Annotated in this window: 31 protein-coding genes; 13 read left to right on the top strand and 18 right to left on the bottom strand. The window is 74.1% G+C overall.

The genetic code is table 11. The features are described from left to right. Nucleotides 1-105: 105 nt before the first annotated feature. The 4 genes from ACH495_RS17560 to ACH495_RS17545 all read right to left on the bottom strand — a co-directional run bounded on the left by ACH495_RS17560 (nucleotide 106) and on the right by ACH495_RS17545 (nucleotide 2824). The gene (locus tag ACH495_RS17560; RefSeq protein WP_396858768.1) at nucleotides 106-525 is read right to left on the bottom strand and encodes a PIN domain nuclease; all 420 of its coding nucleotides are present in this window, start codon (nucleotides 523-525) and stop codon (nucleotides 106-108) included. Further along, on the bottom strand, nucleotides 525-782 hold the full coding sequence (locus ACH495_RS17555) for a type II toxin-antitoxin system VapB family antitoxin (RefSeq protein WP_396858767.1): 258 nt from the start codon (nucleotides 780-782) through the stop codon (nucleotides 525-527). Before ACH495_RS17555 ends, ACH495_RS17560 begins: the two co-directional genes overlap by 1 nt. A gap of 331 nt (nucleotides 783-1113) precedes the next feature. Next, a complete protein-coding gene (locus tag ACH495_RS17550; protein WP_396858766.1) occupies nucleotides 1114-2136 on the bottom strand; it encodes a sensor histidine kinase in 1023 nt (340 codons plus the stop codon). Continuing rightward, on the bottom strand, nucleotides 2129-2824 hold the full coding sequence (locus ACH495_RS17545) for a response regulator transcription factor (protein WP_396858765.1): 696 nt from the start codon (nucleotides 2822-2824) through the stop codon (nucleotides 2129-2131). The genes ACH495_RS17550 and ACH495_RS17545 overlap by 8 nt, the downstream gene beginning before the upstream one ends. A gap of 115 nt (nucleotides 2825-2939) precedes the next feature. Here ACH495_RS17545 and ACH495_RS17540 point away from each other — a divergent pair, with 115 nt between their 5' ends. After that, nucleotides 2940-3605 (top strand): GNAT family N-acetyltransferase, encoded by a 666-nt coding sequence (locus ACH495_RS17540; protein ID WP_396858764.1) that lies wholly within the window; start codon nucleotides 2940-2942, stop codon nucleotides 3603-3605. Nucleotides 3606-3776: 171 nt separating this feature from the next. On the opposite strand, the gene ACH495_RS17535 is transcribed toward ACH495_RS17540, so the two are convergent. The 4 genes from ACH495_RS17535 to ACH495_RS17520 form a co-directional block, all read right to left on the bottom strand. Continuing rightward, nucleotides 3777-4484: a TetR family transcriptional regulator gene (locus ACH495_RS17535; RefSeq protein ID WP_396858763.1), complete on the bottom strand. Its 708-nt coding sequence runs from the start codon at nucleotides 4482-4484 to the stop codon at nucleotides 3777-3779. Continuing rightward, the gene (locus tag ACH495_RS17530) at nucleotides 4417-4905 is read right to left on the bottom strand and encodes a thiol-disulfide oxidoreductase DCC family protein (protein WP_396858762.1); all 489 of its coding nucleotides are present in this window, start codon (nucleotides 4903-4905) and stop codon (nucleotides 4417-4419) included. Before ACH495_RS17530 ends, ACH495_RS17535 begins: the two co-directional genes overlap by 68 nt. Continuing rightward, complete coding sequence (locus tag ACH495_RS17525; protein ID WP_396858761.1) at nucleotides 4902-5345, bottom strand: hypothetical protein; 444 nt, start codon at nucleotides 5343-5345, stop codon at nucleotides 4902-4904. Before ACH495_RS17525 ends, ACH495_RS17530 begins: the two co-directional genes overlap by 4 nt. Nucleotides 5346-5482: 137 nt before the next feature. Next, nucleotides 5483-6937 carry a glycoside hydrolase family 3 protein gene (locus ACH495_RS17520; protein ID WP_396858760.1) on the bottom strand — a complete coding sequence of 485 codons (1455 nt, stop codon included), beginning with the start codon at nucleotides 6935-6937 and terminating at the stop codon, nucleotides 5483-5485. Between the two features lie 126 nt (nucleotides 6938-7063). On the opposite strand from ACH495_RS17520, the gene ACH495_RS17515 reads away from it, so the two are divergent. Then, nucleotides 7064-8269 carry an ROK family protein gene (locus ACH495_RS17515; protein ID WP_396858759.1) on the top strand — a complete coding sequence of 402 codons (1206 nt, stop codon included), beginning with the start codon at nucleotides 7064-7066 and terminating at the stop codon, nucleotides 8267-8269. Between the two features lie 111 nt (nucleotides 8270-8380). On the opposite strand, the gene ACH495_RS17510 is transcribed toward ACH495_RS17515, so the two are convergent. Then, entirely contained in the window at nucleotides 8381-9391 is a 1011-nt protein-coding gene (locus ACH495_RS17510; protein ID WP_396858758.1) for an ABC transporter permease subunit, read from the bottom strand. Further along, complete coding sequence (locus ACH495_RS17505; protein WP_396858757.1) at nucleotides 9388-10392, bottom strand: ATP-binding cassette domain-containing protein; 1005 nt, start codon at nucleotides 10390-10392, stop codon at nucleotides 9388-9390. Before ACH495_RS17505 ends, ACH495_RS17510 begins: the two co-directional genes overlap by 4 nt. 76 nt (nucleotides 10393-10468) lie before the next feature. Here ACH495_RS17505 and ACH495_RS17500 point away from each other — a divergent pair, with 76 nt between their 5' ends. Both ACH495_RS17500 and ACH495_RS17495 read left to right on the top strand, forming a co-directional pair. After that, nucleotides 10469-11365, top strand: a complete 897-nt coding sequence (locus ACH495_RS17500) for an ABC transporter ATP-binding protein (protein ID WP_396859000.1) — start codon at nucleotides 10469-10471, stop codon at nucleotides 11363-11365. Between the two features lie 7 nt (nucleotides 11366-11372). Then, nucleotides 11373-12269 carry a ribokinase gene (locus tag ACH495_RS17495; RefSeq protein ID WP_396858756.1) on the top strand — a complete coding sequence of 299 codons (897 nt, stop codon included), beginning with the start codon at nucleotides 11373-11375 and terminating at the stop codon, nucleotides 12267-12269. Between the two features lie 45 nt (nucleotides 12270-12314). Here the strand turns inward: ACH495_RS17495 and ACH495_RS17490 are convergent, their stop codons facing one another. Together ACH495_RS17490 and ACH495_RS17485 are read right to left on the bottom strand one after the other, a co-directional pair. Then, complete coding sequence (locus tag ACH495_RS17490) at nucleotides 12315-13073, bottom strand: hypothetical protein (RefSeq protein ID WP_396858755.1); 759 nt, start codon at nucleotides 13071-13073, stop codon at nucleotides 12315-12317. A 132-nt stretch (nucleotides 13074-13205) separates the two neighbouring features. Further along, entirely contained in the window at nucleotides 13206-13427 is a 222-nt protein-coding gene (locus tag ACH495_RS17485; protein WP_396858754.1) for a winged helix-turn-helix domain-containing protein, read from the bottom strand. A gap of 459 nt (nucleotides 13428-13886) precedes the next feature. Here ACH495_RS17485 and ACH495_RS17480 point away from each other — a divergent pair, with 459 nt between their 5' ends. Both ACH495_RS17480 and ACH495_RS17475 read left to right on the top strand, forming a co-directional pair. Further along, nucleotides 13887-14147, top strand: coding sequence for a hypothetical protein (locus ACH495_RS17480; protein ID WP_396858753.1), 261 nt, complete (start codon nucleotides 13887-13889; stop codon nucleotides 14145-14147). A gap of 90 nt (nucleotides 14148-14237) precedes the next feature. Beyond that, entirely contained in the window at nucleotides 14238-15734 is a 1497-nt protein-coding gene (locus ACH495_RS17475) for a dienelactone hydrolase family protein (RefSeq protein WP_396858752.1), read from the top strand. A gap of 13 nt (nucleotides 15735-15747) precedes the next feature. Here the strand turns inward: ACH495_RS17475 and ACH495_RS17470 are convergent, their stop codons facing one another. After that, nucleotides 15748-16119, bottom strand: a complete 372-nt coding sequence (locus tag ACH495_RS17470) for a hypothetical protein (RefSeq protein WP_396858751.1) — start codon at nucleotides 16117-16119, stop codon at nucleotides 15748-15750. Further along, the gene (locus ACH495_RS17465) at nucleotides 16116-16598 is read right to left on the bottom strand and encodes a DUF6232 family protein (RefSeq protein WP_396858750.1); all 483 of its coding nucleotides are present in this window, start codon (nucleotides 16596-16598) and stop codon (nucleotides 16116-16118) included. Before ACH495_RS17465 ends, ACH495_RS17470 begins: the two co-directional genes overlap by 4 nt. Before the next feature lie 716 nt (nucleotides 16599-17314). On the opposite strand from ACH495_RS17465, the gene ACH495_RS17460 reads away from it, so the two are divergent. Continuing rightward, entirely contained in the window at nucleotides 17315-17761 is a 447-nt protein-coding gene (locus ACH495_RS17460; RefSeq protein WP_396858749.1) for a nuclear transport factor 2 family protein, read from the top strand. Here the strand turns inward: ACH495_RS17460 and ACH495_RS17455 are convergent. Further along, a complete protein-coding gene (locus tag ACH495_RS17455; protein ID WP_396858748.1) occupies nucleotides 17707-18216 on the bottom strand; it encodes a DUF6232 family protein in 510 nt (169 codons plus the stop codon). The genes ACH495_RS17460 and ACH495_RS17455 overlap by 55 nt on opposite strands. A gap of 97 nt (nucleotides 18217-18313) precedes the next feature. Here ACH495_RS17455 and ACH495_RS17450 point away from each other — a divergent pair, with 97 nt between their 5' ends. Both ACH495_RS17450 and ACH495_RS17445 read left to right on the top strand, forming a co-directional pair. After that, nucleotides 18314-19087: an enoyl-CoA hydratase/isomerase family protein gene (locus ACH495_RS17450; protein ID WP_396858747.1), complete on the top strand. Its 774-nt coding sequence runs from the start codon at nucleotides 18314-18316 to the stop codon at nucleotides 19085-19087. Nucleotides 19088-19159: 72 nt separating this feature from the next. Then, entirely contained in the window at nucleotides 19160-20782 is a 1623-nt protein-coding gene (locus ACH495_RS17445) for an acetolactate synthase (RefSeq protein ID WP_396858746.1), read from the top strand. A 50-nt stretch (nucleotides 20783-20832) separates the two neighbouring features. Here ACH495_RS17445 and ACH495_RS17440 read toward each other — a convergent pair whose 3' ends face one another. Genes ACH495_RS17440 through ACH495_RS17430 form a run of 3 tightly spaced genes read right to left on the bottom strand, consistent with a single transcriptional unit; the run spans nucleotide 20833 to nucleotide 21966 of the window. Then, nucleotides 20833-21231, bottom strand: coding sequence for a PLD nuclease N-terminal domain-containing protein (locus tag ACH495_RS17440; RefSeq protein ID WP_396858745.1), 399 nt, complete (start codon nucleotides 21229-21231; stop codon nucleotides 20833-20835). A gap of 26 nt (nucleotides 21232-21257) precedes the next feature. Next, on the bottom strand, nucleotides 21258-21557 hold the full coding sequence (locus ACH495_RS17435; RefSeq protein WP_396858744.1) for a DUF202 domain-containing protein: 300 nt from the start codon (nucleotides 21555-21557) through the stop codon (nucleotides 21258-21260). Between the two features lie 22 nt (nucleotides 21558-21579). After that, the gene (locus ACH495_RS17430; protein WP_396858743.1) at nucleotides 21580-21966 is read right to left on the bottom strand and encodes a YidH family protein; all 387 of its coding nucleotides are present in this window, start codon (nucleotides 21964-21966) and stop codon (nucleotides 21580-21582) included. Nucleotides 21967-22007: 41 nt separating this feature from the next. On the opposite strand from ACH495_RS17430, the gene ACH495_RS17425 reads away from it, so the two are divergent. From ACH495_RS17425 to ACH495_RS17410, 4 genes are all read left to right on the top strand, one after another. Further along, nucleotides 22008-22805, top strand: a complete 798-nt coding sequence (locus ACH495_RS17425) for a GNAT family N-acetyltransferase (protein ID WP_396858742.1) — start codon at nucleotides 22008-22010, stop codon at nucleotides 22803-22805. Nucleotides 22806-22807: 2 nt separating this feature from the next. After that, entirely contained in the window at nucleotides 22808-23212 is a 405-nt protein-coding gene (locus ACH495_RS17420; RefSeq protein WP_396858741.1) for a hypothetical protein, read from the top strand. 187 nt (nucleotides 23213-23399) lie between these two features. Further along, the gene (locus tag ACH495_RS17415) at nucleotides 23400-24179 is read left to right on the top strand and encodes an electron transfer flavoprotein subunit beta/FixA family protein (protein ID WP_343443130.1); all 780 of its coding nucleotides are present in this window, start codon (nucleotides 23400-23402) and stop codon (nucleotides 24177-24179) included. Between the two features lie 11 nt (nucleotides 24180-24190). Continuing rightward, nucleotides 24191-25150, top strand: coding sequence for an electron transfer flavoprotein subunit alpha/FixB family protein (locus tag ACH495_RS17410; protein WP_396858740.1), 960 nt, complete (start codon nucleotides 24191-24193; stop codon nucleotides 25148-25150). Nucleotides 25151-25321 lie beyond the last annotated feature (171 nt).

The following is a 25321-nucleotide window of genomic DNA, read 5'->3' as shown; positions in this document are numbered from 1 at the left end:
CGGAGCTTCTCCTGTCGTTGGCCGGAAATCGGACCACAAGACGCTACCGCACAGGCGTACGAAGGCCGGTGCGGCCGCCGCCCGGTGTGTCGCCGCCCGCGCCGGTCAGAGGCTGCCCCTCGGCGCGACCCACTCGGTGGGCTGGCCGGTCAGCGCCGAGATCCGGTCGTAGTCGGCGTCGTAGTGCAACACCACCGCCCCATGGAGTTCGGCGGTCGCCGCGATGATGAGGTCCGGCAGGCGGAAGTTGCGGTGCTGGCTGTCGGCCGCCAGGAGTCGGTGGACGGACAGGGCGCGGTCCATCGCCTCCGTGGTGACGTCCAGCCAGCGGTGCCCGCGGAGTGCCTGCCAGAGGATCTCGTAACCCTTGGGGTGGGGCGCGTTGTTCAGGTATTCCAGGGAGGTCATCTGGCACGCCGCCAGGCGTCCTTCCATCAACAGCGGCTCGAAGCGTTTCCGGACGGAGGGGTGGCGGGCCTGGAGCACGTAGACCGACGTGTCCGCCAGGTGGATCCGACCAGCCATCAGGCCGCGGCCTCGCCCTCTCGTGCGTGTTCGGCCAGCCGGCTCAGATCACGCCCTCCGCCGTGCCGCCACGCCTGCTCCGACATGGTGAAATCCATCTCGACCTGGTCGAAGGCCGAAACGATCTCCTTGGCCTGTCGCCGGACCGCGAACGCGTGGAGCGCGGCGTTGATGGTGGCGACCTTGGTGTCCGTGCCCAACGCTTCCCGGGCCGCTTCGAGCCACTCGTCGTTCACGTCCACGGTGATGCGCGTCACGCCCCCGACCGTACGCCAGGGGAACCGCCTAAAACGCACCAAGGAGTCGGGTGTCGTGGTGTGTCAACCCGTCGTGAGGCCGCGCCAGGCGGGGGTGTCGGCGGGCTGCGCGTTCAGCTCGGCCCAGGAGGCTCCCCGGTGTCGGGCCTCGCGGTAGGCCGGCTGCGCCGGGAATCGCCCGGTCGCGTCGGCGGCCCGCCAGCTCCGCGTCGGGTCCTGCTGGAATCGGTCATTCGGCTTCTGAGGCATGACCACTACCGTCCCAGAGAAACTTGTCCATGTATGGAAATGAATATGACGTGGGATCGATGCGTTCGGTTCCGTCGACGCGTCAGATTCCGGCGGCCGGCAGGCGGACCACGAATCGGCATCCGTCGCTGACGTTCTGGACCTCTACCCGCCCGCCGTGCGCCTCAACCAGGCCGCGCACGATCGCCAGCCCGAGCCCGCCGGATCCGCTCGGCTCCACCGCCGCCGGGGTACGGGCCGGCTCGCCGCGGAACGCCACGTCGAAGACCCGGGGCAGATCGTCCGCCGGAATGCCGCCGCAGGTGTCCGCGACCGCCAGCCAGGCGGTGTCGACGTCCCGCCCCGCGTCCACCGTCACCGTGCCGTCGGCCGGGGTGTAGCGGATCGCGTTGAGCAGCAGGTTGCCCACCACCCGCGCCAGTTCCCGCTCGCTGGCCGTCACCGCCGGCCAACCCGCCTCGGGGGCGACCAGCCGGATCCGGCGGGCGGCGGCCAGCGGCGCCGCGCCGGCCAGCGCGTCGGAGACCACGTCGCCGAGCGCGACCGTGGACAGCGACAACCGGAGCGCGCCGGCGTTGATCCGGGACAGCTCGAACAGGTCGTCCACCAGCCGGGTCATCCGGTCGGTCTCGACCCGGATCCGGCGGTGGTACTCGGCCACCGTCACCGGCTCGTCCACCACCCCGTCCTCCAGCGCCTCGGCCATCGCCCGCAACCCGGCGAGCGGGGTCCGCAGGTCGTGCGAGACCCAGGCGACCAGATCCCGGCGACCCTTCTCGATCTGCCGTTCCCGGGCCCGCGCCTGGTCCGCCCAGACCGCGGCGGCGGCCAGCCGGCGGCCGAACAGCCAGCCCACCGCCAGGCTCACCACGGCGGCGGCGGAGAGCGTGGTCAGCACCACCTGGAGGTCGTGCGGGGACAGGAACATGGCCTGGGCGACCACCGCCACCCCGGCGGCCACCGCGCCGACGGTGGTGGTCAGCAGCACCGAGATGTGCACGGTGATCGACCGGCCGCGCAGCACCCGCAGCGCCACCGCGCCGACCAGCCCCACCGCGAGCGCCGCGGCCAGCGCCGCGCCGAAGATCAGCGCGAGGTCACGCATCGGTCGGCTCGTACCGGTAGCCGACGCCCCAGACGGTGACGATGCGGCGGGGGCGGGCCGGGTCGGCCTCGATCTTCTCCCGCAGCCGCCGCACGTGCACGGTCACCGTCGACTGGTCGCCGAAGCTCCAGCCCCAGACCCGCTCCAGCAGCTCGGCCCGGCGGAACGCCCGCGCCGGATGCCGCATCAGGTGCGCCAGCAGGTCGAACTCGCGCAGCGTGAGGGCCAGCTCCCGGCCGTGCAGGCGGGCCACCCGGGGGCCGGTCTCCACCTCCAGGTCGCCGTCCGTGAGCAGCTCCGGCAGCGCGCCGGCCGGCTCGCCACCGGACCGGCGCAGCACCGACCGGACCCGCAGCACCAGCTCGCGCGGGGAGAACGGCTTGCCCAGGTAGTCGTCCGCGCCCAGTTGCAGGCCGAGGATCCGGTCGGCCTCGTCGCCGCGCGCGGTCAGCATGACGATGGGTACGCCGTCCGGCCGCTCCCGGAGTCGCCGGCACACCTCCAACCCGTCGAGCACGGGGAGCATCAGGTCCAGCACCACCAGGTGCGGCGGGCGGCGGGACACGGCGTCCAGGGCCGTGGCCCCGTCGCCGGCGTGCTCGACCTCGTAGCCGGCGTGCTCCAGGTAGCGGCAGACCACGTCGGCGACCGTCCGGTCGTCGTCGACCACCAGCACCCGCTGCGCCACCGTGCACCTCCTGCCGGCCGGGAGGCCAGCGTAGCCACGGGCGGACACGTGATCCATTGCCAGGTTCTTACGGTCGGCGGCGACCGGGTGGGCCCGGTGGGCGTACCGTGATCATGTGCTCGACCGGCGGCTCTTCCTGCACCTGGCGACCTGGTTGGGGCAGTGGCCGGCGGGCCCCGGGTTGCACGTGGTCCGGTCCTGGCGCCGCGCCCGCCCGGCCTGGGACGGTCGGCCGCGCCCGGCCATCGGCGTCGCGGTCGGCGACAGCACCATCCTCTCGGTGCCGCCGGCCCGGGTCGAGGCGGTGCGCGCGCTGGTCGCGGGGCGGTCGATCGAGGAGTGGCTGCCGGCGTTGCCGGCGGCGGTCGGCGCCCCGGAACTCACCACGAACCGGGGAGTGTTCCGCTGGTGCACCGACCCGGCGCCGCTGCCCGACGTGGGGGAGTGGCTGCCGCCGGCGATGCCGGGGGCCCCGCCCTGGCTGGGCCTCTTCGACAGCGACGTGCTGGTGGTCCGGGACGCCGACGGCGCCTACCTGGCCGGCGTGGGGATCAAGCGGCACGACGCGTACGGGCACGAGCTGGCGGTGGGCACGGTGCCGGCGGCCCGGGGGCGCGGGCTGGCCCGGCGGCTGGTCGCGCAGGCGGCCCGGCGGGTGCTGGCCGAGGGGGCGATCCCCACCTACGTGCACGGCCCGGGCAACCTGGCGTCGGCCCGGGTGGCCGAGGCGGCCGGGTTCCCGGACCGGGGCTGGACCTCGTTCGGCGTCTTCCCGCACTGATCGGCGGCGTGGGCGCGGACCGTGGATCCCGGGCCGGATCCACGGTCCGCTGCCTCTCCCCCCAGGCCCCGATACCGGTAACGCTAGGTGAACGTATGCGGTCGGGCAAGATGCTGACCTTGTCTGGTTGTGGACTTGACCTGCGAAATCCCGGTTGCGATCACGTAGTGGTCAGTGACGCAGCGTGTTGATGAGCGTGACTGCCTGACGGGTGACCGGGCGCAGCACCCGGAGTCGGGACAGTGCCACCAGACGGTCGACCAACGGGACCGCGCCGTCGATGAGCTGTCGGGTCCTGACCTGCTCGGGTGAGCGGTCGTGCACCCAGTAGAGCACCACGCCCAGGTAGCCGAGCCAGAGCAGTTCCGGCAGCGCGGCCCGCAGTTCGGGGTCCGGCTTCGCGGTGGAGCCCGCGAGCACCTCGCGGAAGAGCGCCACGGACGCCTCCCGGGGCGCCGACGACTCGGCGGAGAACGGGCTGAGCGGCGAGGTCGGCTCCGCCGCCGTCTTGAAGAACGAGCCGGCGAACGAGTGGTACGGACTCAGCACGTCCACGCCGGCGTGCAGCACGCCGGCCAGCCGGGGCGCAAGGTCCCGCTCCCGGGCGAGCACCGGCGCGGCGGCGGTCCGGTGCTCACGCTGGGTGTCCGCGTAGAACTCCTGGACCAGGTGTTCCTTCGAGCCGAAGTAGTAGTAGGCGTTGCCCACCGCCACGCCGGCCTCCTGGGCGACGGCCCGCATGGTGGTGCGCGCGTACCCCCGTTCGCGGAACAGCCGCATCGCGGTGTCCAGGATCAGCCGGCGGGTCTGCTCACCCCGGGCGGTCGCCCCGCCGCTCGGGCCACCCGCACCGTTCGTCGGCGCACTCTGCTCGGTCATCGTCGTCACCGTATCCCGGTTCCCGGACGCGTTCGCGAACCGCGGCGGCGGCCGCCACCACCCGCCGGGCCAGCGGCAGCAGGTGCGGGCGGGCCAGCCGTTCGGCGGTGGCCCGGTGCCCGGCGAGCGCCCAGAGGCAGGCGAACCAGGCGCCGTCGCCGGTCCAGACCGCGCCGGTGTCGGCGACCACTGTCAGCTCCCGCAGCGTGGCGTCGTGGTCCAGCCCGGGGAAGCGCTGCCGGGCCTGCGCCGACCCGGCCGCCACGAACTCCAGCGGTACGAGTTGGTCGCGTGCGGCGAGCCACCGCCGGGCGGAACGGCACAGCGGGCAGCCCGCGTCGTAGAGGACGGTGAACCCGCGGATTCCACCGGCCCCGTGCCCGGTGGAATCCGACGGGTGCCCGCCGGGGGCGGACGTCACCGGGCCGGCGGGTTCGGGCCGGCGGGCTGGACCGGTCGCGGGACGCCCTGCGGCGGGAGCATGCCGGCCGGCGGGATCGGCGGTTGGGTCGACTGCTGGCGCAGCCGGCCGCGCCGGTAGCGGCCGAGGGCGAACACGTTGAAGAAGTGCAGGGCGCCCAGGACCAGGAGCACCATCCCCACCTTCAGGGACAGTTGCTCCAGCGCCTGGCTGGCGTCGCCGATCGGGTCGGACTCCTTCATGGCCACCGTGACGTAGCCGAGGTTGAGCAGGTAGAAGCCGACCACCAGCAGGCTGTTGACGGCCTCGGCCAGCCGGCTGTCGGGGAACACGTCCCGCAGGAAGACCAACCCGTTGCGGGAGAGCGTCCGCGCCACCCAGACGGTCAGCCCGATGCTGACCGCGAGGTACGCCAGGTACATCCAGACCTTCGCATCCATCCCCGTCGCCTTTCTTGAACGCGTTCAAATTTGCGTCCCGCTGAGCGTACGACGTCTTTTGAACGTGTTCAAGTCGGGGGTCCCGGAAACGCGCCGGCCCGCCGTCGATGGACGGCGGGCCGGCGGGAACGGACGGATCAGCCGGTCAGGCCGAGCACCCGGGCGGCGGCGCGACCGTTGGCGTGGCTCGCGCCGTAGGTGGCGACGAACGCCCGCGCGCCGGCCGGCCGCCACGCCCCCGGCCAGCCCATCTCCACCACTGTCACCGGGTGCGTGGCGGCCAGCGTCTCGACCAGCTCCCGCGCCCCGGGCAGCCGGTGCAGGTGCCGTCCGACCAGCACCACCGCCCGCTCGCCGGCGAGCCGGCCCAGCTCGCCCGGGTCGGTCTCACCGGCCACCGCGCGGGCCTGTTCGACACCGGCGGCCAGGTGCGGGCCCAGCCCCCACGGCACCCGCCCCTCGGCGATGGTGGAGGTGGCGTGCACCTGCACCACCAGCGGGGCGCCCGGACCGGGCAGGTCGCCCTCGACGTGCACCGCCCGCAGCGCGGCGGCGTAGCCGAGGTCGTCGGCGGCCGGCGTCGGGGCGTCGGCCGGGCCGGCCCAGCCGGCCAGCGCGGCGGTCCGGCCGGCGGCCTCCTCCACCCGGGCGCGGTCCAGCCGGCCGTCCCCGAGCGCGGCGACGATCTCGGCGGCGACGCGTTCCACCAGCGCGGCGTCGACCTGGGCGCCGATGCAGAGCAGGTCGGCGCCGGCGGCCAGCGCGCGGACCGCGGCCGGACCCACCCCGCCGGCGGCCAGCGCCGCGCCCTTCATCTCCAGCGCGTCGGTGACGACCGTGCCGGTGAAGCCGTACTCGACGCGCAGCAGGTCGTGCAGCACCGCCCGGCTGAACGTCGCCGGGCCGTCGCCGGTCAGCGCCGGCACCCGGATGTGCGCGGTCATCACCGCGCGTACGCCGGCGTCGACCACCGCGGCGAACGGCGGCAGGTCCCGCTCCCGCAGCAGGGCCGGCGGCACGTCGACAGTGGGCAGCTCGTGGTGGGAGTCGGCGACCGTGGCGCCGTGCCCGGGGAAGTGCTTGGCGCAGGCGGCCACCCCGGCCGACTGGAGGCCGTCGACCGCGGCGGCCGAGTGCACCGCCACCCGCTTCGGGTCCGCGCCGAACGAGCGGGTGCCGATCACCGGGTTCTCGTCGGCGGTGTTCACGTCGACCGTGGGGGCCAGATCGAGCGTGAGGCCGAGCGCGGCCAGCTCCGCGCCGATCGCCGCGTACACCGCCCGGGTGAGGTCGGGGTCGTCGACCGCGCCGAGCGCGGCGTTGCCCGGGTACGGGCTGCCGGTGGCGTGGGCCAGCCGGGTGACGTCGCCGCCCTCCTCGTCGATCGCGACGATCACGTCCGGGCGGCCGGCGCGCAGCGCCGCCGTGGACGCCGCCACCTGGGCCGGGTCGTGCACGTTGGTGCCGAACAGGGTGTGCCCGGCGAGCCCGTCGCCGAGCAGGTCGACCGCCCAGCCCGGCGGCACCGGGCCGGGGTACGCGGCCAGCAACGTGCCCAGCGCGAGCCGACGGAGTCCTGGATCCAGCCCCACTGTCGTTCCCCTTTCCCTGCCGGGTCGTCCGACCTCCGTCGGACGGGGTGGCCGATACGCTAACGGGCACCCTTCGGCAGGCGTTTCATGGTGAGAAAACCTTACGGAAAAATTGAGGACGTTGGCATGAGTGCGACCCGGCTGCCCGGCACCCCCCGACTGTTGCGGGCGCTCAACGACCGTGCGGCGCTGGAGCTGCTGCTCGAGCGCGGCCCGCTGACCCGGGCCCGGATCGGCGAGCTGACCGGGCTCTCCAAGGTGACCGCGTCCCAGCTCGTCGAGCGGCTGGAGGAACGCGGCCTGGTCGCCCGGGTCGGCGAGCAGGCCGGCGGGCGGGGCCCGAACGCCCAGCTCTACGCGGTGCGGCCGGGCAGCGCGTACGTGGTCGGCGTGGACGTCGGCGCGGAGCGGGTGGTGGCCGCCTGCGCCGACATCACCGGCACCGTCGCCGGTCGGGTCGAGCAGTCGACGAAGGACACCGACGACCCGGTCGGCGTGGTGCACAACGCCGTGGTGCAGGCCGCCAGCAGTGCCGGGGCGGAGCTGTCCGCGGTCCGGCGCGTCGTGCTGGGCACCCCCGGCCTGGTCGACCCGCACACCGGCGACATCACGTTCGCGTTCAACCTGCCGCGCTGGCACAGCGGTCTGCTCGCCGCGCTCCGGGAGGACCTGGACACCCCGGTCGTGTTCGAGAACGACGTGAACCTCGCCGCGGTGGCCGAGGCGCAGTCGGGCGCCGCCCGGGGCACCGCCGACTTCGTGCTGGTCTGGGTGGACGCGGGTGTCGGCCTGGCGATCATGCTGGGCGGCCGGCTGCACCACGGCAGCAGCGGCGCGGCCGGCGAGATCGGCTACCTGCCGGTGCCCGGGGTGCCCATCCCGCGGGACGTGTCGCGGCGGGCCAAGCCGGCGTTCCAGCAGCTCGCCGGCGCCGACGCGGTGCGCGCGGTGGCCGCCGAGCACGGCTTCGCCACGCCGGACGCGGCCGAGCAGGGCGTCGCGGCGGCCCGGGCGGCCGAGGCGGTGCAGGCCGCCATCGCCGCCGGCGCGGCCGGCGGCCAGGTGCTGGACGAGCTGGCCCGCCGGCTGGCGCTGGGCGTGGCGAGCACCTGCGTGGTGCTCGACCCGCCGCTTGTGGTGCTCGCCGGCGCGGTCGGCCGGGCCGGCGGGGCGGCGCTGGCCGAACGGGTGCAGCAGGAGGTCGCGGCCATCACGCTGGTCCGTCCCCGGGTGGTGAGCACCGGGCTGACCGAGGAGCCGATCCTGCGCGGCGCGTTGCGCACCGCGCTCGACGCGGTCCGGGACGAGGTGTTCGGCTCGACGGTCGGCTGACCGCCGACCCGTCACCGCCCCGGCCGCCATGTGAAGGAATTCTTCACGCTGCGGGCGGAGTCTGCAAGGAGTTGTCGGCGCCGCCCGGCCGGCCGGGCGGCGCCGACGTGCTCAGATCAGGTCGCGGCGGCGGAACACCGCGAACGCGGCGGCCACCAGCGCGGCGGTGAGCCCGACCAGGACCACCAGGCCCGCCGGCCAACCCACCGTGTAGGAGCCGTCGCAGAAGCCGGAGATCCCGGTGCGGCACGCGTTGTCGTCCCAGAACCGCACCTGGCCGGCGAGCCACGCCCCCAGATAGCTGGAGAGCATGAACCGGTCCGGACGGCCCACCTGGAGGATCTGGAACACCAGCCGCGCGCCCAGCTCCCACACCACCACGTACGCGGCCACCGTGCCGAGCGCCGCCGAGGTGTGCCGGCCCAGCGTGGCCACCGCGAACCCGAGCGCCGCGGCGAGCAGCACCAGCACCACGCCGCGCGCCCAGACCGCGCCGAGCCCGGCCCAGAACTCGCCGCTCATCCGGCCGGTCAGCCCGGACGCCTGGCCGATCAGCCAGAACGCACCGAGGTACGCCACCGACGCCAGCACGGAGAGACCGAGCAGACCACCCAGCAGCGTGCCGAGCTTCGCGGCGAACACGGTCGGTCGGCGTGGCCGCCACAGCAGCAGGTTGACCACGCCGCCCGAGTTCAGGTCCGCCCCGATGTAGGAGGCGCCGACCAGGAACCCGAACAGCGCCAGGAACGCGATCAGGAAGTAGAGCAGTGGCTTGGCCTCCTTGGCGAAGACGAACACGCCGCTGAGGTAGTCGGACGCGGTCGGCAGCTGCTCGGACTGGGCCGGATCGATCTGGGCGCAGTCCCGCGGCAGGTAGTCGTTCTCGTCCGGGCTGAGCGTGCCCGCCTTGATCCGCAGGCAGCGGTCGTGCGCCAGCTCCAGCCGGCGCACCTCGTCCGCGGCCTGCGACTGGGCCCGGCTCAGCTCCACAGCGGTCGGCCGGTGCGAGCCGCCCAGCGTGGTCACCACCGTCACCGCGAACGCGACCGCCAGCAACACCACCATGAGCTGGACGAAGCGCCGGGCGGCGAGCCGCTCCAACTCGGCACGGACCAGGTTCACGCGTCCACCTCCCGGCTGCCCCGTACGTCGAGATCGATCACGCCGTCGTGGACCGGCGCGCCGTCCACCTGCCGCGGCACCGCCACGTGCTCGTGGCCGCCGGTCAACTCCAGGAAGACGCTCTCCAGGTCGGGGCGGAGCGGGACCAGCTCCCGCACCCACATGCCCTGCTCGCCCAGCGTGCGGCTGATCACCTCGGGGTCCTCCACGCCGGTCACCACCAGATGGTCGGCGTGCCCGGCCACCGACAGGCCGGCCCGGCCCAGCAGGTGCGCGGCCGGCTCGGGCTCGGCCACCCGGACCCGCCACTGGTGCTGGTCGAAGCCGGCCAGCACCTCGTCGACCCGGCCGTGCGCGACCCGCCGCCCCCGGCTGACGATCGTCACGTGGTCGCAGATCAGCTGGATCTCGGCGAGGATGTGGCTGGACAGCAGCACGGTCACCCCGGACGCGGCGAGCGACCGGGTCAGGTCACGCATCTCCCGGATGCCGGCCGGGTCCAGCCCGTTCGCCGGCTCGTCGAGGATCAGCAGCTCCGGTCGCTTGAGCAGGGCCGAGGCCACCGCCAGCCGCTGCTTCATGCCGAGCGAGTAGCCCTTGACCCGCTCCTCGCCCCGGTCCCGCAGGCCGACCTGCTCCAGCACCTCGTCCACCCGGCTGGTGGGCACGCCGCCGGCGAGCGCCAGCAGCCGCAGCGTCCGGTGCGCGGTGAAGTTGCCGAAGAACTGCGGGCTCTCCACGATGGCGCCGACCCGCCCGGCCACGTCCGGCAGCTGCTCCGGGGAGCGGGCGCCCAACACGTGCATCTGGCCGGCATCCGGCCGGACCAACCCGAGCAGGGCCCGCAGCGTCGTCGTCTTGCCCGAGCCGTTCGGCCCGAGGAAACCGTGCACCTGGCCGGCCTCGACCAGCATGTGGAAGTCGTCGACGGCGACCCGGCGCCCCTGACGCAGCGTGCGGAACGTCTTGCGGAGGCCGGCGATCTCGATGACCGCGCTCATCCGCCTGCCTCCCGGCAGCGGTCGGGCATGAGTCGTCCTTCCTCCGGCGGTGACCAACGACACGGCGCCCCACCCTATGGCGGCGGCGCCGCCCGTGGGGGGCGCCGGGCCGGGTGCGTGGTTGGATGGGGCGGTGACTGGTGACCTGATCCCCGGCGCCGTGGGCGCCCCCGCTCCCTCGACCGTGGACGCGGATCTGGTGGTCAGCCTCGACGGGGTCGGCGTCGTGCGCTCCGGCACCGCGCTGGTGCACGACGTCGACTGGCGGGTCGAGCTGGACGAACGGTGGGTGCTGCTCGGCCCGAACGGCGCCGGCAAGACCACACTGCTCAACCTGGCCGCCGGCCGGCTGCACCCGAGCAGCGGCGTCGCGCACGTGCTCGGCGAGCGCATCGGCCGCACCGACGTCAACGAGCTGCGTACCCGGATCGGCCTCTCCACCGCCACCCTCGCCGAGCGGATCCCCGCCGAGGAGCGGGTCGTCGACGTGGTGGTGACCGCCGCCTGGTCGGTGGTCGGCCGCTGGCGGGAGAGCTACGACCGCACCGACGAGACGCGGGCCGCCGCGCTGCTGAGCCAGCTCGGCGTCGGCCACCTCGCCGAGCGCGGCTACGGCACGCTCTCCGAGGGCGAGCGCAAGCGGGTGCAGATCGCCCGCGCCCTGATGACCGACCCGGAGCTGCTGCTGCTCGACGAGCCCGCCGCCGGGCTCGACCTGGGCGGTCGGGAGGACCTGGTGGCCCGGCTCGCCGAGCTGGCGTACGACCCGGACGCCCCGGCCATGGTGCTGGTCACCCACCACGTCGAGGAGATCCCGCCCGGTTTCACCCACGCGCTGCTGCTGCGCGAGGGCGGCGTGATGGCACAGGGCCTGCTCGCCGACGTGCTCACCGCCGACAACCTGTCCAAGACCTTCGGCCTGCCGCTGGTCGTCTCGCGGGCCGGCGACCGCTGGACCGCCCGGGCCGCCTGAGCCTGTCATGCCGCAGACCCGGATCGCCGTCGTCGGCAGCGCCAACATGGACCTGGTGGGCACCGCCGCCGCGCTGCCCCGGCCCGGCGAGACCGTGCTCGGCAGCGACTTCGTCATGCTGCCCGGCGGCAAGGGCGCCAACCAGGCGGTCGCCGCGGTCCGCGCCGGCGCGTCCTGCGTCTTCCTCGGCGCGATCGGCTCGGACGCGTTCGGCGTCACCCTCCGGGCCCGGATCACCGCGGCCGGCGTCGACACCGGTCACCTCCGGGTGACGTACGGCCCGTCCGGTGTCGCCCTGGTCATGGTGGGCGGCGCGGGCGAGAACGCCATCCTGGTCACCCCGGGCGCGAACGAGGCGTTCACCGGGCTCACCGCTGACGAGCTGGCCGCCGTACGCGAGGCGGACGTACTGGTCGCGCAGCTCGAGGTGCCGGTCGAGACGGTGACCGAGGCGGCGCTGGCGGCCCGGGCCGCCGGCACCCGGGTGGTGCTCAACGCGGCGCCGGCCCGGTCGCTGCCGGCCGAGCTGCTCGCCGCGACCGACCTGCTGGTGGTCAACGAGCCCGAGGCGCAGGCGTTGACCGGTCGGGGCCGGGACGAGCCGGCGGCGCTGCTCGACCTGGTGCCCCGCGCGGTGCTCACGCTCGGCGGCGACGGCGCCTGGTACGTCGACCGGGACCGCCCGGCGGTGCACGTGCCGGCCGTACCGGTGGACGTGGTCGACTCCACCGCCGCCGGTGACGCCTTCACCGCCGCGCTCGCGGTGGCCTGGGGCGAGGGCCGCGACCTGGCCGAGGCGGTGCGCTGGGCGGCGGCCGCCGGGGCGGCCTGCGTCCGCAAGCTCGGCGCCTCCGTGGCCCTGCCCCACCGCCCGGAGATCGACGCGCTGTTCGCGAGTTGTTAAGGAGGGGCCCCCGCTTAACGCCTCCGGTATAGGCGGGGCCCCTTCTTAACTCTCGGCGCGCTCGCCGCGCCGGCGGAGCATGGCGAGGCCGGGGATGCCGGCCACCGCGAGCTTCAGGTCCCGGGTGACGTCCAGCAGGTCGTGCAGGTCCGGGCCGACCCGGTCGAGGGTGGCCAGGATCGGCAGCACGTCCGAGGTCAGGTGCTCCTTCAACTTCGGCAGCTCGTCGACGAGCCGGATCGCGGCGGTCACCTCCTCCGGGCTGAGCTGCTCGACGAAGCGGGCCGCCATCGGCGCGGCCCGGCGCAGCGTCGCCTCGTACGCGGTCAGCAGCTCGGCCGCGGTGCCGGCGGCCTGCTCGGCGGTGGCCACCGTGCCGGCGGCCCGGGTCGCCACGGTGTCCGCCTCGGCCACCACGCCGGCCGCCGCCCGCGCCACCCGGTCCGCCTCGCCGACCACCGTGGCCGCGGCGGCGGAGACCCGTTCCGCCTCGCCGACCACCACGGCTGCTGCGGCGGCCACCTCGGTCGCGGTGTCGATCGCGGTGGTGGCGGCGGCGCTGATCACGGCCACCTCACGCACCGCCCCCTCGGCGTCGGTGAGCACCCGGTCGGTGCGGTCGAGCGTGCCCTCGATCCGGTCGACCACCCCGTTGATCCGTCGCACCAGCGCCTCCACCTCGTCGAGCACGGCGAAGGCACGGGCTGGCACGGCGGCGAACGCGGCGGCGGAACCGAGCGCCTGGTCCAGGGCGGAGCGGGTGAGGCCGACGACGGCGCCGGGCCGGGGAAGTGGGATCGCCATGCCGACAAGTGTGCGTCGCGCCGGCCAGCCGCGCCCGGTGGCGCCTGAGCCAGACGGTGAACCCTCGCCGCCGGTGCGGTTGCCGAAGAGGTGTCGAGCCTCACCAACCGCTGCCCACCACCCCCGGCGGACCTACTCTGCCGGGGGATTGACGTAGACGCCTCGGCCCGGCTGCCCGTACACGAGGTTCCGTGCCTTGAGCTGGATCATGACGAAGCGGATCACCGTCTCGCTGACCTCGTAGATGTCGCATAGCTGCCGCGTGCTGGGCAGGCGGTCACCTGGCTTCAGAACGCCGGACTCAATCTGCCGCGTGATGTCGTCGGCGATCTGTTGATACAGCGGCTCGGCCATCCGTCACCCTCCCTGCATTCAGGGAACACGCGGGGGGATCAAGGAGGCGACACGGGGTATTGCGGGTGTACCCAGCGTACCTAGTAACGTAGGTTGAAGTGGTGGCGACGGTGAGTTTCGACGAATACCTCCGGGCGGCAGCCCTGACCCTGGCGCGCAGGCACCGGCCCACCTGGGACTACCTGCTCAAACGGGTGACCTGTCGGTGCGGTCGGGATCTCCCCTGTCACGCGAAGCACCGCGTCCCGATCAACCGGGGGCACTGGCCGGAGGCGTCATGACGATCCCGGTTCGCCGCGATGTGCCTTTCCTGGTGCAGCTCGCCTGGTCATGCCTGGACCACCACCGCCACAAGCGCTGCCATCGGTGCTCGGAGGACGATCCCTGCCCGGCGGTTGGGGAGGCGCGTGCCCGGATCAAGGAGTGGCGTAAGGCATGCGTCCTGCTTGGGCGGTCCCGATGAGCGCAGCTCGCGCCGGGGACCTCATCCACGTCACCCGAGCGGCCAGCCCGCAGTTCGTCAACCCGATCATGTTCCGCGTCATCCGCCAGCTCGAATGGACGACCTACGACGGGTGGGTGTGGCTCGACGGCTACCAGCTTGACCAGCGTGGGGATGCGATCGCTCGACGGTCCCTCTTCGTGCGATCCGCTGGCCTGGTCACCCAACGACGGACCGCCCCCACTCCTGGCCGTGGGGGGCCATCCATCCCGCCATGAGCAGGCCGCGCGCGTTGATCCGGCTTGGCCGTCCCGGACGGAGCAACGCTGGCTCTCCCGCAGCGCGGACGGGCCGCGTAGGGTGCCGGCATGCCCGCCCCCGGCCCGGCCCCGCGGCGACTCCTCGTGCTCGGCGCGCTCGCCCTGCTCGCCGTCGTGCTCGGCACGCTGCTGCTGGTCCGCGCGGACGCCGGCCTGAGCACGCGGCGGGCCACCGTCGCCGGGGTGCCGCTCACCGAGGTACGCCAGTCCGGGGCGGGCGGCGACCGTCGACCGGGGGTGGTGATCGCCCACGGGTTCGCCGGCTCCGCCCGGCTGATGCGCCCGCTGGCCGACTCGGTGGCCCGGCACGGCGCGGTCGCGGTGCTTCTCGACTTCGCCGGGCACGGCGCCAACCCGGCCGGGCTGCCCGGTGCGGGGCGGGACGACGAGCGGGCCAGGGCGGTCCTGCGGCACGACCTGGACGTCGCGCTGGCCTGGCTGCGGAGCCGGCCGGACGTCGACCCGGACCGGATCGTCCTGGTCGGCCACTCGATGGGCGCCGGGGCGGTCACCCGCTACGCGGTCGCCCACCCGGAGATCACCCGGACCGTGGCGATCTCGCTGCCCGACGCGGACGACGTGCCGCCCGGCTGGGCGGGCCGCCTCACGGTGGTGGTGGGCGGGCTGGAGTTTCCTGACTTCCGCCGGGCGGCCGAGGCGGCGACGGCCGGCGGGCCACCGGGGGCTCGGGAGCGGGTGGTGGCACCCGGCACCGAGCACATCTCGGTGCTCTTCGCGCCGCGTACCCACGCCGCGACGCTGGCCGCGATCCCGGGTCGCCCCGGCGGTCCGCCGCCGGCCCCGCTGACCCGCCTGGCCGGCGGCGGGCTGCTCCTGCTCGGCTTGGGGCTCGGCTTCGTACCACTGGCCTCGCTGCTGCTGCGCGGCCCGCCGCCGCCCGCCGCGTCGGCCGGCGGACCACGCTCCTGGCCGGGTCGGTGGCTCGCGGTGGCGGTGCCGGCGGCCGGGCTCGGCGCGGTCCTCGCCGCGCCGTTGCCGACCGACCGGCTGCCGCTCGCGGTCGGCGGGCACGTGGCCGTGTTCCTGCTGCTCACCGGTGTGCTGCTGGTCGCGGCGCACCGGAGGTTCCGGCCCCGCCGAACGCCGGCCGGCCATTCCGGACGGCCAACGCGCGCCGCCGGGGTGGCGGCGGTGCTTCTCGGGTACGCGGTGCTCGCCGTCGCGTTGCCGCTGCACCTGGGGTTCACGTCGACGGCACCGGTCGGCGCCCGCTGGTGGCTGCTGCCCCTGGTGGCGCTCTGTTGCCTGGTCTTCCTGCTCGGCGCCGAGTTGGTCACCGAGGGCCGGGGCGGGGCCTACGCGGCGGTCGGCGGGCTCGCGGTGGTGGTCCTGGCCGGAGCGGCGGTGACCGGCCTGGCACCCGGGTTCGTGCTGCTGGTGGTGCCGCTCTTCGCGGCGCTGGTGGCCTGGCAGGCGGCGTGGGCCGGGGTGCTGCGCCGGCGCGACGCGCCGTGGTGGCTGCCGGCAGCGGTCGGTGCGGTGCTGCTCGCCTGGCCGATCGCCACCACGCTGCCGCTGGCCTGAGCCGGGGTGGGGATCAGCGGCTCGGCCGCGCCACCCGCAGCGCCCACCAGATCAGCGGCGCCTGCATCGGCACCCGGCCGTAGGCGACCGCCCGCTTCACCGGCCGTCGCCGTCGCCAGTCCCAGGCCATCTGCGCGTTCGCCGGCAGCACCGCGACGAACAACGCCGCCGCGGCGAGGCCACCCCGTCGTCGGGTCGCCGGATGCGCCACCGCCGCCGCCACGGCCAGCTCCGCGACCCCCGAGGCGTACGTCCAGAAGCGGGCTGGACCGGGCAGCGCGCGCGGCACGATCGGGTCGTAGAAGCCGGGGCGGGCGAAGTGGGTGACGCCTGCGGCGGCGAGTAGCCCGGCGAGCGCGACGGCCTCGCCGCGACGGTGGGTCATCGTCGGTCTCCCTGCTGTTCGACGGCGCGCTGCACGGCCCGGTAGATCTGCCCGAACCGTAGCGCGTCGGGCGTGCGGACCAGCATCGTCTCCCGCCCGTGGACCTGCACCCACAGCTCGTGCACCCGGTTGCCCCGTTCGTAGGAGCGGTCCAGCCAGCCCAGCGGCACCTCCAGGAACGGGGTGAGCGCGAGCCCGACCACCACGAACGCGGCCACGATGATCAGGGCGAGCTTCCAGTCGCCCCGGTCCTGGGCCGCCCAGGCCAGCGACAGCACGCAGACCAGCGCCGCCAGCGGTGGCAGCGACAGCAGCAGGACCAGCACGCCCCGGCCCAGGACCCGGCCCCGGACCGCCATCGTGGTCGTGCCCCGGGCATGCCAGACGTACGTGATGTCGGCGAGCCGGACGACGTGCCCGCCGGCGTGGATGGCCGTCGAGGTGACCTGTACCGCGTCGTCCCGGTAATAGAGGGTCATAAATCAGCGTAACCACCGGTGGGAGAACACGCCCCGCCTGCCCGCGTCGCCGGCGAGCCGGATCCTCGACGGGTCGCCGTGCCGGATCCGTTGCCCGGGGCCGATGCTCGGGGCGGCCCGGAGCCGGTGGTCGGGCGAGATGCCGTTTGCGCTGTGGCCCCTCGTCTTTCCCGCGAGGTCGTCGTCGCCTCGCCTGGTCACCGCCCGATTCGGTGACTAGGCGCTGCACTCCGTTCCCGATCGTGGCCGTTTCGGCAAGGTGGGGGTATCGACCGTCTTGATCAACGCCAGTTCGGAGAACTGGTGGGGTCAGAGCGCCTTCGTTAGCGCCACCTCGGCGAAGTGGAGTGGATCAAGGAAGAGGGCGGGGTGCCGAAGGTGGTGAGTCGTTCGTGACCTCAACGTGAAAGGCCGCGCGCGGGCATCCACGTCGCACAGCGCTCCGCCGGAGGGCCCTCCGAACAGCGCTCCGCTGAGCACGCCCCCGCCGGACGGCCCGGCTCAGATGAGCCCCCGCGTCGGACGGGCCGGCGTGGACCGGGCCGCTGGACCGGAAGACCGGCGCGGGCCGCCAGAGCGGGCCGGCGGACCGAAACACCGCGGGCCGGCGGGCCGGAAGACCGCGGGCCGGCGGGCCGGAAGACCGGCGCGGGCCGCTGGGTCGGAACCCCGGAGCGGGCGCGCGGAGAAGGGCGAGGATCGCTAGCGTGCCGGGCATGACGGATCGGATCGGGACAGGAGCAGTCGGGGCCGGACCGGACGGGGACGAGCGGGCGCGCAACGTCGAGGTGGTCCGGCGTTACCTGCGCACCTTCGTCACCAAGGACCTGGCCGAGCTGGCCGAGGTGGTGGACGAGGACGTGGAGATCTACGGTTCCGGCACGGCGGTACGCGGCCGGCGGTGGCCCGAGGCGGCCGTCTCCTCGCCCGGCCTGACCGTGCTCGACCAGGACATCCGGGAGATCTTCGCGGCCGAGGACCGGGTGGTGGTGTCGATGGCGCAGACCTACCGGCGGGACGCGACCGGGGCGACCACGGTGCAGAGCGCCTGCAAGATGTATCGGCTGGCCGGCGGCCGGATCGTCCAGTTCTGGGGCGAGCAGGACACCTACGGCCTGCTGCGCGGGCTGGGCCTGCTGCCGGACGACCCGATCACGTTCTGAGCGGGCACCCGTTCCATGGCCCGCTGCACCGCCCGGTAGATCTGGCCGAAGCGCAGCGCGTCGCCGGTGTGCAGCAGCCGCACCGGCTGGCCCCGCCAGGTGGCCCACATCTCCAGCTCCCGGCTGCCCCGCACGTACGAGCGGTCCAGGTGTTCGAAGAGCACGTCGGCGAGCGGCCCGACGGCGAGGCCGATCAGCACGGAGGCCCCGACGATGGCGATGGTGACGGTGAGCGAGCGGTGCAGCCAGACCGCCAGCGCGATGCCCAGCAGCGCGGCCACCAGCGGCCCGGCGAGCGCCGCGCCGATCGCGCCGCGCCCGGCCAGCACCCGCCAGGAGCGGCTGCCCCGGCGGTGCCACACCAGGGTCAGCTCGGCCAGCGGGTAGCTCTGGTCGTCGACCCGCAGCGCGGTGGCGGTGACCCGGACCGACCGGTCGTCGTAGTAGGTGGTCATGACCTCACTCCCGGTGTCCGGCGTCTACCGCACTGTCTACCCCAACGACGTGGGTCGTAAGGTTGGCACGCTACTTCGACGAGGAAGTGAGGGCGGCGTGGGCGAGTTCGTCAGGCTGGAAGTGAAGGACGGCATCGGGACCATCCGGCTGGAGCGGCCGCCGATGAACGCGCTCAACACGCAGGTCCAGGAGGAGTTGCGCGCCGCCGCCACGGCGGCCACCGCCGACCCCGAGGTCCGCGCCGTCATCGTGTACGGCGGCGAGAAGGTCTTCGCGGCCGGCGCGGACATCAAGGAGATGGCCGACATGTCCTACGTGGACATGGCGGAGCGGGCGGCCGACCTGTCCAGCGCGTTGGGCGCGATCGCGCGCATCCCCAAGCCGGTCGTCGCCGCGATCACCGGGTACGCGCTCGGCGGCGGCTGCGAGCTGGCGCTGGCCTGCGACTGGCGGATCGTGGCCGAGGACGCCAAGCTCGGCCAGCCGGAGATCAAGCTCGGCATCATCCCGGGCGCCGGTGGCACCCAGCGGCTGGCCCGGCTGGTCGGCCCGGCCCGCGCCAAGGATCTGATCATGACGGGCCGGATGGTCGACGCCGAGGAGGCGCTGCGCATCGGCCTGGCCGACCGGGTGGTGCCGGCCGCCGAGGTCTACGACGCCGCGGTCGCGTACGTGAAGCCGTTCCTGACCGGGCCGGTGCAGGCGCTGCGGGCGGCGAAGGCGGCTGTCGACGGCGGTCTGGACATGGATCTCACCTCCGGCCTGGCCTGGGAGAGTCAGCTCTTCGCGGCGCTGTTCGCCACCGACGACCGGCGCGAGGGCATGGCCGCGTTCGTGGAGAAGCGCAAGCCGGGCTTCACCGGCCGCTGACGCGAGGGTTGTTCACATCCGGTCTACCGGCCAGTAGCGTGTGACTCCGGTCGCGCGACGAAGGGGAGTGGCATGTCGGAACGGGTCGAGGGGCACGGCGGCGAGCTGGCGCTGGCGGCGCTGCGGGCGCACGGCGTACGGGAGATGTTCACGCTCTCCGGCGGGCACGTCTTCCCGCTCTACGACGCGGCGCACAAGTCCGGCTTCCCGCTCTACGACGTGCGGCACGAGCAGTCCGCCGTCTTCGCCGCCGAGGCGGTGGCCAAGCTCCAGCGCCGCCCCGGCCTGGCCGTGCTCACCGCCGGCCCCGGCGTCACCAACGGCGTCTCCGGCCTGACCAGCGCGTTCTTCAACGCCTCGCCGGTGCTGGTGATGGGCGGGCGGGCCCCGCAGTTCCGCTGGGGCTCCGGCAGCCTCCAGGAGATGGACCACCTCCCGCTGGTCGCGCCGGTGACCAAGCACGCCGAGACGGTGTTCAGCGCCGACGACATCCCGCGGGCCGTGTCCGCGGCGCTGACCACCGCGCTCACCCCGCACCGGGGCCCGGTCTTCCTGGACTTCCCGCTGGAGGCCGTCTTCTCGGTCGGCGACGCCGACCTGCCGGCGGTCACCCCGCCCGCGCCGATCGAGCCCGACCCGGACGAGGTGACGAAGGCGGCCGGCCTGATCGCCGGCGCGTCCCGGCCGGTGTTCATCGCCGGCTCCGACGTGTACGCCGGTGACGCGGTCGACGCGCTGCGCGCCGCCGCCGAGGCCCTCCAGGTGCCGGTGTTCACCAACGGGATGGGCCGGGGCGCGCTGCCGCCGACCCACCCGCTCGCGTTCGCCAAGGCCCGCCGGGTCGCGCTCAAGGGCGCCGACGTGGTCGTGGTCATCGGCACGCCGCTGGACTTCCGGCTCTCCTTCGGCGACTTCGGCGACGCCACTGTGGTGCACGTGGTGGACGCGCCCAGCCAGCGCGCCGGGCACGTGCAGCCGGCCGCCGCGCCCGCCGGTGACCTGCGGCTGATCCTCACCCGCTTCGCCGAGCACAGCGGCGACCGGGCCGACCACGCCGACTGGATCGCCGAGCTGCGCACCGCCGAGGACGCGGCGAAGGCCCGCGACGCCGAGGAGATGGGCGCCGAGACCGACCCGATCCGGCCGGCCCGGGTCTACGGCGAGCTGCGCAAGGTGCTCGCCCCGGACGCCATCACCATCGGCGACGGCGGCGACTTCGTCTCGTACGCCGGGAAGTACCTGGAACCCGCGCAGCCCGGCACCTGGCTCGACCCCGGCCCGTACGGCTGCCTCGGCACCGGCCTGGGCTACGCGATGGGCGCCCGGGTCAGCCACCCGGACCGGCAGATCTGCGTGCTGATGGGCGACGGCGCGGCCGGCTTCTCGCTGATGGACGTGGAGTCGCTCGCCCGGCAGAAGCTGCCGGTGGTGATCGTGGTCGGCAACAACGGCATCTGGGGGCTGGAGAAGCACCCGATGCGCGCCATGTACGGCTACGACGTCGCCGCCGACCTCCAGCCCGGGCTGCGCTACGACAGGGTGGTCGAGGCGCTCGGCGGCGCGGGCGAGACGGTGGAGAAGGCCGCCGACCTCGGCCCGGCGCTGGGTCGGGCGTTCGACGCCGGCGTGCCGTACCTGGTCAACGTGCTGACCGACCCGGCCGACGCGTACCCCCGCTCGTCGAACCTGGCCTGACCACGACCACGACCGCCGCCGCCGGGTGACCGGCGGCGGCGCGTGGCGTTTCAGACCTCCGGGCGGTCCCGGTCGTCGGGGCGGTCGCGCAGCTCCGCCTCGCGGCGACGCAGGTCCTCCTCCCAGCGGCGGAGGCGTTCCTGGTCCTCGTCGCGGGAGCGCTTGTCGAGCGAGGCGAGGAAGTCGGGGTCGTCGTCCGGGGCGAGCGGCCCGCGGGCCCGGGCGGCGGGTCCCGGAGATCCGGTGACGCCGGCCGGCCCGGTCGGGCGTTCGCGGCCGGCCACGAACCAGGCGATCGAGCCCACCACCGGGAAGAACAGGATGATCAGCACCCAGATCATCCGGGGCAGCGCCTTGACCTGCCCGTCCTCGGCGGAGAGGCAGCTGATCAGCGCGCACACGGCGAGCACGACCTGGACCAGGAAGAGCAGTACGTAGAGGCGGGCCATGCCCCATGATGGCGCACCCGGCGTGGTCAGTGCACCCTGCCGAGCACGTGCGCCACGCCGAGCAGGGCCAGCCCGGCCGCGCCGAGCGCGGTCAGCGGCATCGACAGGCGGCCGAGCCGGTGCGGGCCGGTGCCGGTGGCCCGCCGCCAGGCGGCGGCGAGCACGACCAGCCAGACCAGGATCGCCACCCCGGCCAGCACCGCGTCCACGACCCGGCCGGTGAACGCCGGCCGGAGTTGGAGCAGCAGCACCACGGTCAGCGTGAGCAGCGTCCGCCGCCAGGCCAGCCGGGTGCGTTCGGCGGGGAGGCCGGCGTCGGCGCTCACCGTGCGCCCCGCAGCAGTGCGGTCACCGGGCGCCCCGGAGCAGGACGGCGGCCACCAGCAGCAGCGCGCCGACCGCGACGATCAGGGCCAGCACGGCGGGGAAGCGGGACGCCGGCAGCTCCTCGCCCAGCCGGATCGCGCGTTCGGTGCGGGCCCAGTGGTCCACCGCGCGGATCGACACGGTGGCGCCGAGCAGCAGCAGCCCGACGGCGAGCGCCTCACGCAGGTGGGCCAGCGGGAGCGGCGGGAGGAACTGCGCGGCGGCCAGCCCGCCCGCGACCAGCGCCAGCCCGGTCCGCAGCCAGGCCAGGAACGTCCGTTCGTTGGCCAGCGAGAAGCGGTAGTCCGGTGTGCTGCCGACCGAACGCAGCTCCCGCGGGTCGAACCAGCGCTTGATCGACTCCCACACGGCACCGATTATCCGCTTTGCCAGCGGCCTAGCCTGAGGGGATGACCGATCTTGACGCGCGCGCCCTGCGCGACGCCTACGACACTCAGGTTCGTCCCGAGCTGCCGGACCCGGTGCCCGCCGGGGTGACCATCGAGCGGGACGGCCCGCTGTTCCGCGTGCTCGGCCTGGACCAGCGCGGCTTCCTCACCTACCGGACGCTGGACGGCCTGGCCGGCGCCGAGCTGGACGCGCTGATCGCCCGGCAGGTCGAGCTCTTCCGGGCCCGGGGGGAGGCGGTCGAGTGGAAGCTCGCCGGCCACGACGAGCCGGCCGACCTGGGCGACCGGTTGCGCGCCGCCGGCTTCGTCCCGGAGGACGAGGAGACCGTCGTGGTCGGCCCGGTGGCACCGCTGGCCGCCGCCGTCCCGGTCCTCCCCGAGGGGGTACGCCTACGCGAGGTCACCGGTCACGCCGACCTGGAGCGGATCGCCGCCATGGAGGAGGAGGTCTGGCACGACGACCGCGGTCACCTGGTGCACGGGCTGGCCCGGGAGATCGAGGCGGACCCGCAGTCGATCACGATCGTGGTGGCGGAGGCCGGGGAGACGATGGTGAGCGCCGGCTGGATCCGCTACCAGCGGGGCACCGGCTTCGCCAGTCTGTGGGGCGGCTCGACGCTGCCGCAGTGGCGGAAGAAGGGGATCTACCGGGCGCTGGTGGCCTACCGGGCGCGGCTGGCGCAGCAGCGTGGCCGGACGCTGGTGCAGGTGGACTGCTCGCCGGACAGCCGGCCCATCCTGGAGCGGCTCGGGCTCGTTGCGGTCACCACCACCACGCCGTACGTCTACACTCCGTGATCATGGACCGGTTGACGGCGGACGAGCAGCTCACCCTGAAGACCGGCGCGTTCGGGGCGGTGTTCCTGGTCTCCAACGCGGTGCCCGGGGTGCTGGCCATGGTGCGGGAGAGCATCGCCGCCTCCGGCGCGCTCGCCGACGCCGGTGGCGTGGTCAAGGAGGCGCTCACCACCGGTCCACTGCCGCAGCTGCCCCGCGACTCCGCGCTGGAGATCGAGTCGGTGGTGCTGCCCGCGCTGGGCCGGGCGGTGGAGATCCTGCGCGCCAAGTCGCCGGGGGACGTCGAGGCGTACCGGTCGGTGGTGCTGGCGGCGGCGGACCGGGTGGCGGCGGCGCACCGGGGCGTGGCGCCGGCCGAGGCGGCGACCATCGACAAGATCCGGGCGGCACTGACCGAAGCGGCGTGACGGCCACCGGCTACGGTGATTTGCGTCACTCCGGGCCTTCCGGGAGTCGATGCTACTTGCGGGTAACATTGCCCCGTGGGCAAGTGCACAGCAGCCTGTGGTTGACCGAGCGTTAAGTCACGCGGCAGGCTGCGCCCGTGACCGGGCGAGTGATCGCTACACCAAACAGGAGGGTCGTCGAAGCGCGATGAACATCGTCGTACTCGTCAAGCAGGTGCCCGATTCGGGCGCGGACCGCAACCTGCGTCCTGACGACAACACCGTCGACCGCGGCTCGGCGAACAACGTCATCAACGAGATGGACGAGTACGCCATCGAAGAGGCGTTGAAGATCAAGGAAGCGCACGGCGGTGAGGTCACCATCCTGACCATGGGTCCGGACCGGGCGACCGAGTCGATCCGCAAGGCGCTCTCCATGGGGCCGGACAAGGCCGTCCACGTCGTCGACGACGCGCTGCACGGCTCCTGTGCCGTGGCCACCTCGAAGGTGCTCGCCGCCGCCCTCGGTCAGCTCAACGCCGACCTGGTCATCTGCGGCGCCGAGTCCACCGACGGCCGGGTGCAGGTCATGCCGCACATGATCGCCGAGCGGCTGGGCGTGGCCGCCCTGACCGGCGCGCGCAAGCTCACCGTCGACGGCTCGACGCTGACCGCCGAGCGGCAGACCGAGGAGGGCTACGAGGTGGTCACCGCCTCGACGCCGGCCGTGGTCTCCGTCTGGGACACCATCAACGAGCCGCGCTACCCGTCCTTCAAGGGCATCATGGCCGCCAAGAAGAAGCCGGTGCAGACGCTCTCCCTGGGCGACCTGGGCGTGGCCCCGGCCGAGGTGGGCTTCGACGGCGCCACCAGCGCCGTGGTGGAGCACACCAAGCGTCCGCCGCGCTCCGGCGGCGAGAAGATCACCGACGAGGGCGAGGGCGGCGTCAAGCTGGTCGAGTTCCTCGCCACCGAGAAGTTCGTGTGAGAGGTCTGGACATGTCTGAGGTTCTCGTCGTCGTCGAAGCCACCAAGGAATTCGGCGTCAAGAAGGTCACCCTGGAGATGCTCACCCTCGCCCGCGAGCTGGGCACCCCGAGCGCGGTAGTGCTCGGCGGCGCCGGCGCCGCCGAGGCGCTGAGCGCCAAGCTGGGCGAGTACGGCGCGGAGAAGATCTACGCCGCCGAGGGCGAGGAGATCGACGGCTTCCTGGTCGCCCCGAAGGCCACCGTGATCGCCGAGCTGGTCAAGCGGGTGCAGCCGGCCGCCGTGCTGCTCGCCTCGTCGCAGGAGGGCAAGGAGATCGCCGCCCGCCTGGCGGTCAAGCTGGACAACGGCATCCTGACCGACGTGGTCGCCCTGGACGCCGACGGCACCGCCACCCAGGTCGCGTTCGCCGGTTCCACCATCGTCAAGTCCAAGGTCACCAGGGGCCTGCCGCTGGTCACCGTCCGGCCGAACTCGCTCAACCCGACAGCGGCCGCGGCCAGCCCGGCCGTCGAGCAGCTCACCGTGTCGGTCACCGACGCGGACAAGCTGGCCAAGGTCGTCGAGCGGGTCGCCGAGCAGAAGGGCTCCCGCCCCGAGCTGACCGAGGCGTCGATCGTCGTCTCCGGCGGTCGCGGCGTCGGCAACGCCGACAACTTCAAGCTGGTGGAGGAGCTGGCCGACCTGCTCGGCGGCGCGGTCGGCGCGTCCCGCGCGGCGGTCGACTCCGGGTTCTACCCGCACCAGTTCCAGGTCGGCCAGACCGGCAAGACGGTCTCCCCGCAGCTCTACGTCGCGCTGGGCATCTCCGGCGCGATCCAGCACCGGGCCGGCATGCAGACCTCGAAGACCATCGTCGCGGTGAACAAGGACGGCGAGGCGCCGATCTTCGAGCTGGCCGACTACGGCGTGGTCGGCGACCTGTTCAAGATCGTCCCGCAGGCCGCCGAGGAGATCCGCAAGCGCAAGTGACCCGGCGTTCCCCGGGGGCGCCTCGTGGCACCCCCGGGCTCGCAAGGCGCAGATACACGGAAAGAGTGGCCATCCTTCGCGGAATGGCCACTCTTTCCGTGTATCTGCGCGTCATTCGCTCGCTCGGGCGGAGCGTGCGTCGCGCCGCAGGGAGCTGATCGGCGGGCCGGG

Source organism: Micromonospora sp. NPDC018662 (assembly GCF_044391475.1).
Classification (GTDB): Bacteria; Actinomycetota; Actinomycetes; order Mycobacteriales; family Micromonosporaceae; genus Micromonospora.
Note: the sequence above shows the minus strand (reverse complement) of the source record. Positions and strands in the feature narration are given on the sequence as shown.